At 72.6% G+C, this 15,609-nt stretch carries 14 protein-coding genes; 5 read left to right on the top strand and 9 right to left on the bottom strand.

Features of this window, described 5'->3' with window-relative positions:
- Positions 1-102 precede the first annotated feature (102 nt).
- A complete protein-coding gene (locus tag ABD120_RS18375; protein WP_343951135.1) occupies positions 103-951 on the bottom strand; it encodes an MHYT domain-containing protein in 849 nt (282 codons plus the stop codon).
- Positions 952-1,016: 65 nt separating this feature from the next.
- The gene (locus ABD120_RS18370) at positions 1,017-2,048 is read right to left on the bottom strand and encodes an MHYT domain-containing protein (RefSeq protein ID WP_343951134.1); all 1,032 of its coding nucleotides are present in this window, start codon (positions 2,046-2,048) and stop codon (positions 1,017-1,019) included.
- A 192-nt stretch (positions 2,049-2,240) separates the two neighbouring features.
- Here ABD120_RS18370 and macS point away from each other — a divergent pair, with 192 nt between their 5' ends.
- From macS to thiI, 3 genes are all read left to right on the top strand, one after another.
- Positions 2,241-3,392 (top strand): MacS family sensor histidine kinase, encoded by a 1,152-nt coding sequence (macS, locus tag ABD120_RS18365; protein WP_343951133.1) that lies wholly within the window; start codon positions 2,241-2,243, stop codon positions 3,390-3,392.
- Between the two features lie 243 nt (positions 3,393-3,635).
- A complete protein-coding gene (locus ABD120_RS18360; RefSeq protein ID WP_343951132.1) occupies positions 3,636-4,277 on the top strand; it encodes a response regulator in 642 nt (213 codons plus the stop codon).
- 43 nt (positions 4,278-4,320) lie between these two features.
- Complete coding sequence (gene thiI / locus ABD120_RS18355; RefSeq protein WP_343951131.1) at positions 4,321-5,538, top strand: tRNA uracil 4-sulfurtransferase ThiI; 1,218 nt, start codon at positions 4,321-4,323, stop codon at positions 5,536-5,538.
- A 6-nt stretch (positions 5,539-5,544) separates the two neighbouring features.
- Here thiI and ABD120_RS18350 read toward each other — a convergent pair whose 3' ends face one another.
- A complete protein-coding gene (locus ABD120_RS18350; protein WP_343951130.1) occupies positions 5,545-6,735 on the bottom strand; it encodes an amidohydrolase family protein in 1,191 nt (396 codons plus the stop codon).
- Positions 6,736-6,770: 35 nt separating this feature from the next.
- Here ABD120_RS18350 and ABD120_RS18345 point away from each other — a divergent pair, with 35 nt between their 5' ends.
- On the top strand, positions 6,771-7,361 hold the full coding sequence (locus tag ABD120_RS18345; RefSeq protein ID WP_343951129.1) for a TetR family transcriptional regulator: 591 nt from the start codon (positions 6,771-6,773) through the stop codon (positions 7,359-7,361).
- A 402-nt stretch (positions 7,362-7,763) separates the two neighbouring features.
- Here the strand turns inward: ABD120_RS18345 and ABD120_RS18340 are convergent, their stop codons facing one another.
- The 5 genes from ABD120_RS18340 to ABD120_RS18320 form a co-directional block, all read right to left on the bottom strand.
- Positions 7,764-9,290 (bottom strand): sodium:solute symporter family transporter, encoded by a 1,527-nt coding sequence (locus ABD120_RS18340; protein WP_343951128.1) that lies wholly within the window; start codon positions 9,288-9,290, stop codon positions 7,764-7,766.
- Positions 9,287-9,589, bottom strand: coding sequence for a hypothetical protein (locus tag ABD120_RS18335; protein WP_343951127.1), 303 nt, complete (start codon positions 9,587-9,589; stop codon positions 9,287-9,289). Before ABD120_RS18335 ends, ABD120_RS18340 begins: the two co-directional genes overlap by 4 nt.
- On the bottom strand, positions 9,586-10,326 hold the full coding sequence (locus ABD120_RS18330; RefSeq protein WP_343951126.1) for a LytR/AlgR family response regulator transcription factor: 741 nt from the start codon (positions 10,324-10,326) through the stop codon (positions 9,586-9,588). The genes ABD120_RS18335 and ABD120_RS18330 overlap by 4 nt, the downstream gene beginning before the upstream one ends.
- 66 nt (positions 10,327-10,392) lie before the next feature.
- Positions 10,393-11,532 (bottom strand): sensor histidine kinase, encoded by a 1,140-nt coding sequence (locus tag ABD120_RS18325; RefSeq protein WP_343951125.1) that lies wholly within the window; start codon positions 11,530-11,532, stop codon positions 10,393-10,395.
- Positions 11,533-11,576: 44 nt separating this feature from the next.
- On the bottom strand, positions 11,577-12,179 hold the full coding sequence (locus ABD120_RS18320; protein ID WP_343951124.1) for a molybdopterin-dependent oxidoreductase: 603 nt from the start codon (positions 12,177-12,179) through the stop codon (positions 11,577-11,579).
- Between the two features lie 236 nt (positions 12,180-12,415).
- Here ABD120_RS18320 and aroF point away from each other — a divergent pair, with 236 nt between their 5' ends.
- On the top strand, positions 12,416-13,450 hold the full coding sequence (aroF, locus tag ABD120_RS18315) for a 3-deoxy-7-phosphoheptulonate synthase (RefSeq protein ID WP_343951123.1): 1,035 nt from the start codon (positions 12,416-12,418) through the stop codon (positions 13,448-13,450).
- A 69-nt stretch (positions 13,451-13,519) separates the two neighbouring features.
- On the opposite strand, the gene ABD120_RS18310 is transcribed toward aroF, so the two are convergent.
- Positions 13,520-15,499: a GTP-binding protein gene (locus tag ABD120_RS18310; protein WP_343951122.1), complete on the bottom strand. Its 1,980-nt coding sequence runs from the start codon at positions 15,497-15,499 to the stop codon at positions 13,520-13,522.
- Positions 15,500-15,609: the final 110 nt, after the last annotated feature.

The following is a 15,609-nucleotide window of genomic DNA, read 5'->3' as shown; positions in this document are numbered from 1 at the left end:
TGTCTCACGGAAACCCGCGCGAACCTGGTCGACAGCGCCAAGCGCCCGGGTTCAGCGTGTCATCAGGGGCTGTTCAGGACATCGCTCGGGATCGGGGCCGGTTCAGGGCGTCTCCCGGGCTTCGTGGGCCGCCCTCGGGCGGTTCCCGGCGGCGTGGGAGGCGAACAGGCCGGGTTCCGGCAGGCGTTCCCCCGGTACGGCCCGGCGGGCGTGCTCGCCGCTGAGCTCCTTCTCCGACGGCGACAGGATCACCAGCAGGAGCAGGCCCACGGTCACCACGCTGATGCCGACGATGAGCGGCAGCAGGAAGTCGATGGCCCGGGAGCCGGCGACCTCCGCCGTGCCCGGCAGCAGTTCGACCGACATCGCGAACATGCCGGTGTAGTGCATGCCCGTCACCGCGACGCCCATGAGGAGCGCCGCGCCGCCGATGGGCCAGGCGCCGCGCACCCGGACCGTGAACCACAGCGCCACCGTCGCCGCGACCACCGCGATCGCCACCGAGAGCGCGACGACGCCGGGGTCGTAGAGCACGTGGGCGGACATGTTCATGGCGGCCATGCCCAGGTAGTGCATCCCCGCCACGCCGAGCCCGGCCAGCACGCCGCCGCCGAGCAGGGCGGACGGTCGGCCGCCGCCGTGGGAGGCCAGGAAGAGTCCCGCGCCGACGACGGCGACCGCGAGCAGCGCGGAGGCGACCGTCTTGGGCACGTCGTAGCGGATCGGGGCGCCGTGGACGTCGAAGCCCATCATGGCGATGAAGTGCATGGTCCAGATGCCGGTGCCGCCGATCGCGAAGGCCGCCCCGACGAGCCAGAAGGCGCCCTCCCGGCCGCCGACGAGGCGGGCGCGGGAGGTGAGCAGCAGTCCGAGCATGGAGCCCACGCTGGACATCATGTAGGCCAGCGTGGGCGTCAGCAGCCCGCACGAAAAGTGGTCGATCGACGACATGTCACCGTTTATCCCTTGTTGAGCAAACGTTGGGAGTATGAGGTGATATGTCGGGTTTGTGCAAACTAGCGGTCGCGGCGCCGGGAACCGGGAGGAATCTGCTGGTGGTGGTCGGGGTGGACGGGTGCCGGATAGACCGGCGCGGGGCCGACGGGGCCGAGGCCCGGACGGGCGTGGCCGGGGTTGGATCGAGCCGCTCCCGGGTGCCCGGCGCCGGAGTGCGTGGCGCCGGGGTATGCGGCGCCGGAGTGTGCGGAGGCGGGGTGTGTGGAGCCGGGGTGGGCGGGATCGAGGTGGGCGGTGTCGGGGCCGGTGGGGTGTCCGGGGGGCGAGGGGGCCGGGTTCGAGGGAGTGGCGGGAGTCTGGAGGGTGGGGTCCTGGGCGGTGCGCCTGCGCAGTTCCAGGCGGGCGAGGAGTTCGGCGTCCTCGTGCAGTTCCTTCTCCGACGGCGAGAGGATCACCATCAGCAGCATCGTGAGGGTGATCAGGCTGATCACGGTCATGAGCGGCACCAGGAAGTCGAGCGCGTCGGCGCCGTGCACCGCGCTGGCGGCCGCGTCGGCCTCCGGCATCGGCCGGACCTCGATCGCCATCATGCCGGTGTAGTGCATGCCCGAGACCGCCACGCCCATGACGAGCGCGGCCCCGGTGATCCAGATGGGCTTCTTGACCCGCAGGGTGAACCAGAGCGCGGCCGTCGCCGCGACCACCGCGATGGCCACGGAGGCCGCCACGGTCGTGCGATCGTAGGAGATGTGCGCGGACATGTTCATGGCGTACATGCCGAGGTAGTGCATGCTGGCCACGCCGAGCCCGGTGAGCAGGCCGCCGCCGAGCAGGGCGAGGATCTTGCCGCCGCCGTACGAGACGAGGAACAGCCCGGTGCCGACGACCACGATCGCGACCACGGCGGAGGCGGCCGTCAGGGGCACGTCGTAGCGGATCTGGGTGCCCTCGACGGCGAAGCCCATCATGGCGATGAAGTGCATGACCCAGATGCCGGTGCCGCCGATGGAGATCGACGCGCCGAGGAGCCACCGTACCCGGGTGCCGCCACGCGAAGCGTGCGCCTGGGCGGTCAGCCGCAGTCCGAGCATTGACCCGATGCACGACATCACGTAGGCGAGGGCCGGGGTGAGTGGGCCTTGGGTGAAATGATTAACAGCGGAGGACATCTTGGATATTTCCTTGCATTGGGGATCTCCGGATTCTGGCAGCGGGTCCGGCCCATTCGCATAGATATCTCGACTATCTGTCAACTTGCCATGTCGGAAACATGAGAAAGTTTCATGGGTATCGAAGGACCGTTCTGGCGCGCGATCGCCGTCTACAGACTGGCGTCACTGGCGTACGCGATCGTGCTGCTGATCAGGAACGACGGGTACGCGCACCCCGTCACGAGCTGGACGATCGTCGGCGTCATGGCGCTGTGGACCGCCGTGTCCGCCTTCGCCTACCCGGCCGAGAACCTGCGGCGTGCGCCGCTGCTCGGACTCGACGTGCTGACGGCCGCCGGGTGCCTGCTCGCCTCGCCGTACGCGCAGGGTGACCTCAGGGGTGCCGAGGGCGTCATGCCGGTGCCCGCCACCTGGGTGGCGGGGCCCGTCCTCGCCTGGGCCGTGTACGGCGCCCGCCGTCTCGGCGCGCTCGGCGCCGCCGTCGTGTCGGCCGCCGACCTGTGGGTACGCGCGCGCACCCCGGACGCCCCGCTGCTGCTCAACGGCGTCGTCCTGCTCTTCCTCGCCGGCGTGGTAGTCGGCCACGTGGCGAGGCTCGCCAAGCAGGCCGAGCGGCGGATGCAACGGGCCGTCGAGATGGAGGCCGCCCAGCGCGAGCGCGACCGTCTCGCACGCGGCATCCACGACTCGGTCCTCCAGGTGCTCGCCCTCGTCCAGCGGCGCGGCGGGGAACTCGGCGGCGAGGCCGCCGAACTCGGCCGCCTCGCCGGGGAACAGGAGGCCGCGCTGCGCGAGCTGATCTCCGCACGCCCGGCCCCGTCCGGCTCCAGCGACCTGCGCACCCTGCTCCTGCGGTACGGCTCGGCCCGCGTCACCGTCTCCACGCCCGCGACGCCCATGGTCCTGCCGACGCGGTACGCGACGGAGGTGGCCGCCGCCGTGGGGGCGGCCCTGGACAACGTGCGCGCCCACTGCGGCGACGACTGCCGGGCCTGGGTCCTCGCCGAGCCGGGCGAGGACGGGGCGATCCTGGTGAGCGTGCGCGACGAGGGACCGGGCATCGCCGACGGCAGGCTGGCGCAGGCGGCGGCGGAGGGGCGCTTCGGCGTCTCGGAGTCGATCGTGGGCAGGATCGGGGAACTCGGGGGGACGGTCGAGATCTTCTCCGACGCCGACGGCACGGAGATCGAACTGCTCGTCCCGCGCCCCGCCGGGAGCCGCGCGGCCAAGGGAGCGTCGCAGGGCGCGGAGGGTTCGGGGTGAGTAACGGCGGTGCCGGGTGGGGGTCCGCGCGTGCGGGCGGGTAAGGGTGCGTCGTCGGTCGCGGGAGATGTGGGGCGAGGGGCGCCGGGGAGGGCCTGCGCTCGGCGCGGTGGGCGGCGTGGGGCGAGGCTGGGCCGTGACGGGGAGAATGGGCGCGGCTCTGCCGCGACCCCGGCAGACAGACGGAGGCGGTCGGCGCCCGGGAGGCCGGACGCGAGCGCGGGCGCACAGGGAGGAGACGCCATGGTGCGTGTGATGGTGGTGGACGATCACCCGATGTGGCGGGACGGCGTCGCCAGGGACCTGAGCGAGGACGGTCACGACGTCGTGGCGGCCGTCGGCGAGGGCGGGCAGGCCATCAGGGTCGCCGGCGCGGTGCGGCCGGACGTGGTCGTGCTCGACCTGCAACTACCCGACATGTCCGGCGCCGAGGTGGCGCGCGGCCTCGCCGCCCTCGACCCGCCGCCGCGCGTCCTCGTGCTGTCGGCCAGCGCCGAGCAGGAGGACGTCCTGGCGGCCGTCAAGGCCGGTGCCAGCGGCTACCTGGTCAAATCGGCCTCGCGCGAGGAGTTCCTCGACGCCGTCCGCCGCACCTCGGACGGCGACGCCGTCTTCACGCCCGGCCTGGCCGGGCTGGTGCTCGGCGAGTACCGGCGGCTGGCCGCGCGCCCCGCCCGGGAGGAGGGGCCGAGGCTGACCGAGCGCGAGACCGAGGTGCTGCGCCTGGTGGCCAAGGGCCTGTCGTACAAGCAGATCGCCGCCCGCCTGGTGCTGTCGCACCGCACGGTGCAGAACCACGTGCAGAACACGCTCAACAAGCTGCGCCTGCACAACCGGGTGGAACTGGTCCGATATGCGATCGAGCGCGGTCTGGACGAGGACTAAACTCGATAGGTCGAACGCATCGAACCCCGAATCGAGGACCCCCATGACGCTGTCCGCCCTGGGCGAGCCGTGCGTATTGCTCAAGCTGGGCGAGATCGTCCTCAAAGGCAAGAACCGCGAGCTGTTCGAACGCCGCCTGGTCGGCAACATCCGCACGGCGCTGCGCGAACTCGGCCTGCAGCTCGACGTGCGCAGGCGCCACGGCGTCATCGCGATCTTCCTGCCCGCGGGCGCGACGGTCGAGCAGGCCGACGCGGTCGCCCGCCGTGTCGCCGACGTGCCCGGCCTGGTGTGGATCCACCGCGCCTGGCGGGTGGCCAAGGACCCGGACACGGTGGTCAAGGCCGGTCTCGAACTCGTCCGCGACCGCGAGGAAGTACGCCGCAAGGCCACCTTCGCCGTCCGCTCCCGCCGCCGCGACAAGCGCTTCCCGCTGCGCTCCAACGAGCTCGACCGCGTGGTCGGCGGGGCCATCAACGACGAGTACGGCCTGCCCGTCGACCTGAAGAACCCGGAGCTGACCGTGTTCGTCGAGGTCGACCGCGACGAGGTGTTCGTCTTCACCGACGGGCTGCCGGGCCAGGGCGGGCTGCCGGTCGGCAGCAGCGGCCGGGCGCTGGTGCTCATGTCCGGCGGCATCGACTCGCCGGTGGCCGCCTACCGCATGATGCGGCGTGGCCTCCACGTCGACTTCCTGCACTTCTCCGGCATCCCGTTCACGACCTCCGAGTCGATCTACAAGGCGTACGCGCTGGTCCGCAAGCTCGACCGCTTCCAGGGCGGCTCGCGGATGTGGGTGGTGCCCTTCGGGAAGGCGCAGCAGTCGATCCGCAACTCCGGCCAGGACCGGCTCGCGGTCATCGCCCAGCGCCGCCTGATGCTGAAGACGGCCGAGGAGGTCGCCCACCGCATCCGGGCGGGCGCCCTGATCACCGGCGACGCGCTCGGCCAGGTCTCCTCGCAGACCCTCGCCAACATCACCGCCCAGGACCACGCCGTCGAGCTGCCGATCCTGCGGCCGCTCGTGGGCTGGGACAAGACGGAGATCATGGCGGAGGCGCGGCGCATCGGCACGCTGGAGATCTCCGAGCTCCCCGACGAGGACTGCTGCTCGCTGCTCGCGCCCAAGCGGGCGGAGACCCGCGCCAAGATCGAGGACCTCAAGCAGATCGAGAAGCGGCTCGACGCCGAGGAACTCGCGGTCCAGCTCGCCGACTCGATCCAGGAGTACACCCTGGAGGGCGTCGCCGCGGCCTCCTGACCCGGCTCAGCAGGTCCGGGGCAGGCGCTCCACCCGCCGGCCGCCGCGCCACACTCCGGCGATGTCGAGGGTGTGGTCGATGTCGGCCGTGGGGTCGCCGTCCACCAACAGCAGGTCGGCGCGCAGGCCGGGCGCGATCCGGCCCCGGTCGGTGAGGCCGAAGCGGCGGGCGGGCGCGGCGGTCGCGGCCGTCAGCGCCTCCGCCGGCGTCAGCCCGGCCTCCACGAGCTGACGCAGCTCCACGTGCAGGCTCACGCCGTGCGCGGTGCCGGGGTTGGCGGCGTCGGACCCGGCCAGGATCTCCACCCCGGCCGCGCGCAGCTCGCCGAGCGTGCGCCAGGCGACCTCGACGTCGTGCCTGGCGTCCTCGCCGAGCGGCACCGCGTCCATCGTGAGCATGGCGCGCGGACGCTCGCGCAGGTACGGCGACACGCGCGGGTCGGCGGCCATCGCCCCCGCCCTGCGCCGCCCGAACAACTCCCCGAGCACCGACAGCGTGGGGATCACGGTGATCCCGCGCGCGGCCAGTTCGGCGGGCAGTTCGGGGTCCGGCTCGTCCACGAACAGGTGGCCGAGCACGTCCACGCCCGCCGCCGCGGCCTGCCTGGCGGTGGCGGCGGTCAGGGCGTGCGCGACGGTGCGCACCTTCCGGTCGCGGGCGGCCGCGACGAGGGCGTGCAACTGCGCGTCGCCCATGTTCCGGGTCGGCATTCCCACGGTGGAGCCGTCGTCGAGCAGGATCTTCAGGTAGTCGGAGCCCTCCGCCAGACGCTCGTCCAGGAACGTTCCCGCGGTGTCCGGATCGGAGAACAGCGGGAAGGGCGGCAGCAGGCCCATCTCGACCAGGTACCAGCCGTACCCGCCGGGCACGGTCGCCGCGGTGCCCGCCGTACGCAGGTCGGCGACCTGCGGCGACGTCGTCGTCTCCCGCACGGCGGCGATCCGGACGGGGTCGGCCATCATGTCGAGCACCGTCGTGACCCCGAAGGCGGCCGCCTGCTCCAGGTCGCCGTCCACGACGTGCGCGTGGGCGTCGATGAGGCCGGGCAGCAGCGTCCTGCCGCGCCCTTCGACGACGTCCGCGCCGGGCGGGGGAGGCTCGCCGACGGCGGTGATCAGGCCGTCCGCGACCGTCACGGTGGTGGGGGAGAGGAGGTCGTCGCCGGTGAAGACCCTGACCTCGTTATATACATACATGCAAGTATGTATATCTTATGGGAACCTTCTGTGTCATGAGAAGGACTGCCGAAGAGGCCGCCGCCACCCGGCGCGACCTGCTCGTCGCGGCCCTGGCGGAGTTCGCCGAACTCGGCTACTCGGCCGCCACCCTGGCCGGGATCGCCGCCCGCGCCGGGGTGACGCGGGGTGCGCTCTACCACCACTTCAGCGACAAGGGCACGCTGTTCCTGTCGGTGCTCGGAGAGCTGTGGGCCGAAGCGGCCACGCCGGTCTGGGGCGCGCTCGACGGGCCCGGGCCGCCGCTGCGGCGGGTGTCGTCCTTCCTGGTGGCCTTCTTCACCGCGCTGGAGCGCGACGCGACCTTCCGCGAGATCTTCGCGCTGTCCATGCGGCCCGTGGACGGCGCTCCCGAACTGGCGGGCGGGATGGAGGGCAAGCGGGCGGTCATGGAGGGCTGGCGGCGGCAACTGACCGCGCTCCTCGCCGACGCGCCCCTGCGGGTGCCCGCCGAGGTCGCCGCGCTGGCGATCATCAGCGCCGCCAACGGCGCCGCCGCCACCTGGCTCGCCTGCCCTGAACTGTTCTCGCCCGCCCGCGAGGCGCAGGCGCTGGCCGAGGCGATCGTCCACGGCCTCGCGGTGTGAAAGGGCGCTCCATGCGGGGTTTCGCGGGCGGGCGGCGAGCCTTCTGCGGGCAAGGGCGGGAGGGTGGGGCGGGAACGGGATGCGTGGAAGGGGACGCTCGCTCGCGCGATCCGGCCGCCCCCGTCAGGCCGGATCGCGGTCCGTTCCGCGGCCTCAGCGGGCGTCCCCTCCACGTTCCGGCGCGCGGACCCCACCCCCCGGTAGAGGGCCCGCCGCCGCGGTGACCTTCGGTCACCGGAGGAACCACCGCGCCGGGCCGTTGTGAACCCTGGGGCTCGTCCCCCCGGAGCGGTGGAGTGGCTTTCTGTGCGGGCAACACTACGGAGGCGATCTTGCAGGTGAAACCCTGTTTACCGACAGCTCGATAAACGGTCTGTAGTCATCGATATACGGAGAGTAGCGTTAGGTCGAGTGGTCGTTCCCGTACGACGAGCGGTCGGGCCCCGGCATAACGGACTGCTCGGGCAGGTGCATCCGGGCCATCATGGCCGGTACACCCGGTGGCAAATGCCCAGGAGTGAGCAGCGAAATCACCACCATTGCCAGAAACGCCAGAGGTACGGCCAGCGCCACCGGATAGGCCAGAACACCCCCCGTCCGCACACCCGCCTGCGCGAGCCCCATCGCGACCACCGTCAGCCCCCCGCCCGCGAGGAAGCCCGCCACCACCCCGGCCGACGTCAGCCGCCACCACCAGATGCCCAGCACCAGCAGCGGCGTGAACGTCGCCGCCGACAGGCTGAAGGCCACCAGCAGCATCACGACCGAACTGCCCGGCGACGTCACCGCCGTCAGCCCGAGCACCGCCGGGACCGCCAGCGCCAGCACCGTCCGGTAGGCCCGCACCCCGGCCCGGCTCACGCACGCCGACACCGCCCCGGCGACCGCCCCCAGCACGCCGCAGGACGTGGCCAGGAAGGCCGCGAACGCGCCCGCCGACATCAGGGCCGTCAGCACGTCCCCCGGCGCCCCTGGCAGCATCTGGGACGGCAGCAGCAGCACGATCTCGTCGGCCGTCACCTTCCCTTCCGGCAGGTCGGCCGCCCGCAGATGCCCGAGCAGCCCGAGCAGCGGCGGCGCCACGAAGAACACCCCGATGAGCACCTGTGCCGCCACGATCGAGCGGCGGGCCCCGCGCCCGTCGGCGCTGGCGTACACACGGGCCACCACGTGCGGCAGCCCCGCCGTTCCGAGCGCGCACGCCAGCAGCACCGCCAGGACCCCGGGCAGCGACGGGTCGGCCGCCCCCGCCAGGCCGCCGCCCACGCCCGTGTCCGCGAAGGAGGCCGCCGGCCCGGCGACGTCCGGTTCGGGCAGCCGGGTGTAGCGCCACGTGCACCAGAGCACCAGTCCCACGCCCACGAACACGACCAGCTTCAGCCAGAACTGCGACGCCAGCACGCTGGTCATGCTGCCGACACCGCCCGCCAGCCCCACCGCGCCCGCCGCCGCCGCGACCGCGCACCAGCCCGTCCACGGCGGCAGCCCGGTCAGCAGGTGCGTCACCGTCCCCGCCGCGTGGAACTGCGCGACCAGGAACACCAGCCCGATGAGCAGCACCCAGCAGGTCGTGAACCGCCGCAGCCGCGACGAGCCGAGCCGCCACTCGGCGAAGTCGGGCAGCGTGAACGTGCCCGAGCGTCGCAGCGGCGCCACCACCAGCGCCAGCAGGACCACGAACCCGGCCGCGGCCCCCACCGGGTACCAGAGCATCGGGCCGCCGTGGGTGGCGATCAGCCCGGCCATGCCCAGGCAGGCGGCGGCCGAGGTGAACTCCGAGCTGATCGCGGCGCCGTTGACCCACGGCCGCACCGCCCGCTCGTTCACGTAGAAGTCCGGGACCCGGGTGTAGCGGCGCGGGCGGACCGTGCCGGCGGCGGCCACGAGCGCGAGGACGAGCAGGATTCCGGTCAGCGCGGCGCCGGTCACCGTTCGAGCCGCTCGGCCCGCTTCAGCTGCAGCACGGCCAGCAGCACCCACACCGGCTGCGCGGCCAGCGACATCGCCACCCACCACCACAGCGCCCGCAGGCCGTGCGCCAGCAGCGGCAGCCCGCACAGCACCGTCAGCGTCACCCCCACGGTGAGCAGCCCCCTGGCCAGTTGCCTGGCCATGACCGCCCGGGTGCGGGCCTCCAGGGTCATGCCCGCCCCAGTGCCCGCCCCAGTGCCCGCCCTCAGGCCCGATCCCGCGCCGGCCTGAGTGCCCGTGACGCGGCGCTCGCTCACGAGAGGCCGCCTCGATGCTGGCGGACCAGTTGCTCCCTGACCTGCCTGGTGTGGCGGCGGCTGACCGGAAGCGTCTCGGTGCCGACCGTGAGCATCACCTTGCCGCCCTCGAAACGCAGTTCGCTGACGTGGCGGGCGGAGACCAGCGTGCTGCGGTGGACGCGGATGAAACCCGCCGCCGCCCACCGCCGCTCCAGTGCCGCCAGCGACATGCGCACCAGGTAGCTGCCGTCGACAGTGTGCAGGCGCACGTAGTCGCCGGCGGCCTCGGCGTACCAGACGGCCTGTTGCGGCACGAACCGGGTACGGCCCCCCAGCTCGACCGGGATCACGTCGTCCGTGCCGCTCTCGTCGGCGGGCGCGGAGGCCGCCTCGACGCGGCGCACCGCCTCGGCGAGCCGGTCGGGGCGCACCGGCTTGAGGAGGTAGTCGACGGCCTCCAGCTCGAACGCCTGCACCGCGCAGTCGTCATGGGCCGTGACGAAGACCAGGCGCGGCCGGCTGGGGAAGCCCCCCAGCAGCCGCGCCAGGTCGAGACCGTCGAGGCCCGGCATCCGGATGTCGAGGAAGACGCCGTCGAGCCGCTCGCCCGCGCCGATCTGCTGCACCACGTCCTGCAGCGCCGTCACGCCGTCGGTGGCGGTCAGGACCTGCTCGACGCGGGGGTCCTGGCGGAGCAGGTAGGCGAGTTCCTCCAGGGCGGGTACCTCGTCGTCGACCGCCAGCACGCGCAGCATGCGGTCCACGCTGCCTCATGAACGCCGAGCTCACAAGCGACACGCCTACAATCGGTAAAAGTTTGACTACGGAGAGCTGATCCTGGTCTTGGGGATGCGCAGCCGCACGCGGGTGCCCGCGCCGAGCGCCGTCTCCACCACCAGGCCGTAGTCGTCGCCGTAGATCTGGCGCATCCGCACGTCCACGTTGGCCAGGCCGATGCCGCCGTCCTCCCGGCGCGGATCGTCGTCGAGCATGCGCCTGGCATACTCCGGATCCATGCCGGAGCCGTCGTCCTCGACGCTGATGTGCGCCTCGGGGCCGACGTCGCGCACCACCACCCGCACCTCGCCGGATCCCGCGTCCGCGCCCATGCCGTGCTTGATGGCGTTCTCGACCAGCGGCTGCAGGCACAGGAACGGCACCGGCACGGGTAACACCTCGGGCGCCACCTGCACGCTGAAGCGCAACCGGTCGCCGAAACGCGCCCGCTCCAGCAGCAGGTAGCGGTCGACACAGGTCAGCTCGTCGGCCAAGGTGGTGAAGTCCTGCGCCCTGCGCAGTGCGTACCTGGAGAAATCGGCGAAGTCCAGCAGCAGGTCCCTGGCCCGGCTCGGGTCGGTGCGCACCAGCGAGGCGATCGTCGTCAGCGCGTTGTAGACGAAGTGAGGCGAGATCTGCGCCCGTAGCGCCCGCATCTCCGCCTCCAGCGCGCGCCTGCGCGAGGAGTCGAGTTCGGCCAGTTCGAGCTGCCCGGAGACCCAGCGGCCCACCTCGGTCACCGTGCGCACCAGCGCCGCGCTCAACTGCTCGGCGTAGGCGGCCAGCGCGCCGACCGCCCGGCCGTCCACGGTGAGCGGCACCACGACGGCAGAGTACGGCTCGCCCGCCAGCACCTGCGGCCTGCCGGAGGCCAGCACCCCGTGCGCCTGCGGCAGGACGTCGCCCACCCAGGGCCCGTCCCGGGCCAACGTGGCCTCCGTGGAGGTGATCGCCAGCGCGTGGGTGCCCAGCAGAGCTCGCAGATGGCGCGCGGCCCTGCGCGCGGAGTCGCGGGTCAGCCCGCCGCGCAACGCGGGCGCGGCCAGAGCGGCTAGGTGCAGCGTGGTGAAGGCGACCTCGTCGCGCGAGTCGTCGGGCGACGGCTCAGGGCGGCGCCGTGCAACGACGACGCCCAGCGCGAAGGCCAGGAGGGAGGCGAGCACCACGCATGCGGCGGTCGTCATGCGGGCAACCGTAGCCAATCACGCCGTGTGTTCGGGCGGAAACGCTACGGAGGGCCCTCTCCCGGCTCCTCTTGGTAGGAGTAACGCTGCTCCCGCCAGGGATCGGCCACGTTGTGGTAGCCGCGTTCCTCCCAGAAGCCCCGGCGGTCCTCCAGGAGGTACTCGATCGCGCGCACCCACTTGACGCTCTTCCACGCGTACAGGTGGGGGACCACCGCGCGCAGCGGGTAGCCCCGCTCCGCGGTCAGCGGCTTGTCGTCGAGCTCCATCGCGAACAGGGTGTCGCGGGCGGTGAGGTCCGCCACGCGGATGTTGGCGCTGTAGCCGTACTCGGCCCAGATCATCACATGGCGGACACCGTCGGCGGGAGGCGCGGCCGCCATGACCGTGCGGGGGCTCACGCCCCGCCACTCGTTGCCCATGATCGAGAACTTGGTGACGCAGTGGAAGTCGGCCAGCACCTCGGTGCGCGGCAGGTTCGCGAACTCGGGCCAGGTGAAGCGGTGCGTCCGGCCGGAAGCCGTCGCGCCGAAGACCTGGAAGTCCCAGCTCTCGGGCTTGAAGGCCGGGACGCGGCCGTAGTGGATGACGGGTCGGCCGCGCGGGACGTACTGGCCTGGGGGCAGGCGCGACTCCTCGTCGTTCATCCGGCCATCCTGTCACCGGTCCCCGAAGGGTGCGCGGCCGGGTCGCGTCACTCCGGGAGTGCGCTAGCATTGCGGCCTATGCGTAGCGCGTTCCTGTTTTGGTATGGCGACGGACCCGTGAGGACCGATCGCCATCTGGTGTTGCGCTAGCAGACCAGAGACGCGAAAGGCCCCGGGTCCGATTGGACCCGGGGCCTTTTTTCGTCTTCCCAGCCGTTTTCTCATAAGGAGAGACCATGGTCATCGTGATGGGCCCCGAGGCGACTCAGGACGACGTCGAGTCGATCGTCGCGATCGTGCGCGCGGGCGGCGTCGAGGCGTTCGTCAGCCGGGGCGTCGAGCGCACGATCGTCGGCCTGGTCGGCGACGTGACCCAGCTCGACCAGGCCAATCTGCGCGGCCACGCGGGGGTGCGCGAGGTCGTGCGGGTGTCCACGCCGTACAAGCTGGTGAGCAGGGAGAACCACCCCGAGCGCTCCACCGTGCACGTCGGCGGGGTGCCGATCGGACCGGGCACGATCACGCTCGTCGCCGGGCCGTGCGCGGTCGAGACGCCGCAGCAGACGCTCGATGCCGCGCTGATGGCGAAGGCGGCCGGCGCGACGCTGCTGCGCGGCGGCGCGTTCAAGCCGCGCACCTCCCCGTACGCCTTCCAGGGGCTCGGCGAGGCGGGGCTGCGCATCCTGGCCGACGTGCGTGCGGAGACCGGGCTGCCGGTCGTCACCGAGGTCGTGGACGCACGCGACGTCGACCTCGTGGCCTCCTACGCCGACATGCTCCAGGTCGGCACCCGCAACGCCCAGAACTTCGCGCTGCTGCAGGCGGTCGGCGCGGCGGGCAGGCCGGTGATGCTCAAGCGTGGCATGAACGCCACGATCGAGGAGTGGCTGATGGCGGCCGAGTACATCGCCCAGCGCGGCAACCTCGACATCGTGCTGTGCGAGCGCGGCATCCGCACCTTCGAGACCGCCACCCGCAACACCCTGGACGTCTCGGCCGTCCCCGTCGCCCAGCGCCTGTCACACCTGCCGGTGATCGTGGACCCGTCGCACTCGGGCGGCCACCGCGACCTGGTGCTGCCCCTGACCAGGGCCGCGATCGGCGTCGGCGCCGACGGCGTGATCATCGACGTGCACCCGCACCCCGAGCAGGCGCTGTGCGACGGCCCGCAGGCCCTGGTCCAGGACGACCTCCCGGCACTGGCGGCGGTCATGCGCGACTTCCCGCCGCTGCTCGGCCGCACCGCCGCCGAGGCCGCCGTCCCGGCCTGACGCGCCACCCGGGAGTACTGCGAGGAGCGCAGCAGGGAGCGCGGCCCCCACCGCAGGGGGCCGCGCCGTTCACACCGAGACCCGGCGCAGCACCTGCAGCAGGTACTCCCTGCGGTCGAGCGGGTTGTGGTCGGTACGCGGGCGGGAGGGGACCGGCCCGCGTACCGGCCGGTAGCGCGAGAAGGCCGCCTCCAGCATCCCCTCGCCCCGCGTCACCGGCGGCAGCGACTGCTCCAGCGCGTGCAGGGAGGCGGCCGGGATCTCGCCCTCCTGCACGCACACGGCGCCCTCGACGACCGTGGACAGCGGAATCCCGCCGAGCCCCGTCAGCACGGGCAGCAGTGCCCCCAGCGTGTCGGCGGGGACCTCCAGCCGGAAGCGGTGCGCCGGTTCGAGGACGACGGTCCCGGCGCGCCGCAGCGCCTCCATGAGCACCAGCGGCGTGAGCCCCCGGAAGTCGGCGCCGGTGCTCGACATGCTCTTGTCGAAGCCCTGGTGGGAGTGGCTTTGGCGGGGCGCGTACCCGGTGTGGGTGAGGGTGACCGCGCAGTCGGCGACCTCCCACCCGGAAAGGCCCTGCCCCAGGCTCTCCCGTACGGTCTCCTCCACCACCTTCATGAACGCGTACGGCATCGACCCCAGCTCCACCTCCAGCCGGAAGGAGATCCCGCTGCCCACCGGCGCCGGATCCACCCGCAGTCCCACCGTGGCGAGGAACGGGTTGCCGCCGCCGCCCATGATCTCGACGGCGGCGCCGGACCCGGCGGGCCGCTCGACGCAGATCACGGTGCTCTCGCGGAAGTCGACCGCCAGGCCGTGGTCGGCGGCCAGCGTGGCCCCGATGACCTCCTTCTGCACCTCCCCGTACAGGGAGACGGAGATCTCCCGCCGCAGGTCGTCCTGCCGCACGTCGATCAGCGGGTCCTGCTCGGCGAGCTGGGTGAGGGCGGTGTGCAGGGCGGCCCGGTCGGCGGCCCTGCGCGGCACGACGACGGTCTCCAGCGACGGCGGCGCGAAGTGGCGCGCCGCGCGCGCGGGCGGCGGCTGGCCGATGCTGTCGCCGACCCGGATCGCCGACAGCCCGCGCACCTGCGCGATGCGCCCGGCCGGCGCGGATGCCCGCCGTAGGGCCGAGCCGCGCTCGAAGACGCTGATCGCGGTCACCCGTTCGCCGTCGCCGACCCGGTCGCGCACCCGCAGCGTGCCGGTGAACACCCGCGCGTAGGCGACACGCTCTCCGGCGGGCCCGCGCTCGACCTTGAACACCGTCGCCGACAGCGGCCCGTCCGCCTCGCCCCGGGAGGCGGGCAGCAGTTCCTCCAGCGCGGCGACGAGGCCGGGCACGCCCGCGCCGGTGATGGCGGAGCCCGCGAGCACCGGGTGCACCCGGGCCCGGCCGACCTGCTCGGCCAGCGCCGCGGACAGCCGCTCCGGCGGCTGGGCGGCGCCCTCGACGTAGTCGGCGAGCACGGTGTCGTCGTGGTCGGCGAGCACTTCGGCCAGCGCGGCGGCGAAGGCCGGATCGCCCGGCCCGTACGGCGTGAAGTCCGCCTCACGGGTGCCGAGCCCGTCACCGGCGCCCATGGCGACGACCGAGGGCGTCAGCCGGGCGGAGATCTCGTCCATGACGCGGGCGAGGTCCGCGCCCGCCCGGTCGATCTTGTTGACGAAGATCAGAGTGGGGATGCGCAGCCGCCGCAGCGTCCGCATGAGCACCCGGGTCTGGGCCTGCACGCCCTCGACGGCGGAGACCACGAGTACCGCGCCGTCGAGCACGTTCAGCACCCGCTCGACCTCGGAGATGAAGTCGGGGTGTCCGGGAGTGTCGATCAGGTTGACGCTCACGCGGCCGAGGTCGAAGGCGACGACCGCCGACCTGATGGTGATGCCCCGCGAGCGCTCCAGCTCCAGGGAGTCGGTCTGGGTGCTGCCGTCGTCGACGCTGCCGAGTTCGCCGATGACTCCGGCGGTGTGCAGCAGCCGCTCGGTGAGGCTGGTCTTACCGGCGTCTACGTGCGCCAGGATTCCGAGATTGAGGGTTCGCGACAAGGGTCAGGTCCTTCTGGAAGCCGATGATCCGGTTCTGGGTGGACACTGAAGCCCCTCGCATTCCGCGCTCCTCAATCGTCTGTGGAACTTACCCGGGGAGTACAGCAGAG

The organism is Nonomuraea longicatena (assembly GCF_039525605.1).
Taxonomy (GTDB): domain Bacteria; phylum Actinomycetota; class Actinomycetes; order Streptosporangiales; family Streptosporangiaceae; genus Nonomuraea; species Nonomuraea longicatena.
Note: the sequence above shows the minus strand (reverse complement) of the source record. Positions and strands in the feature narration are given on the sequence as shown.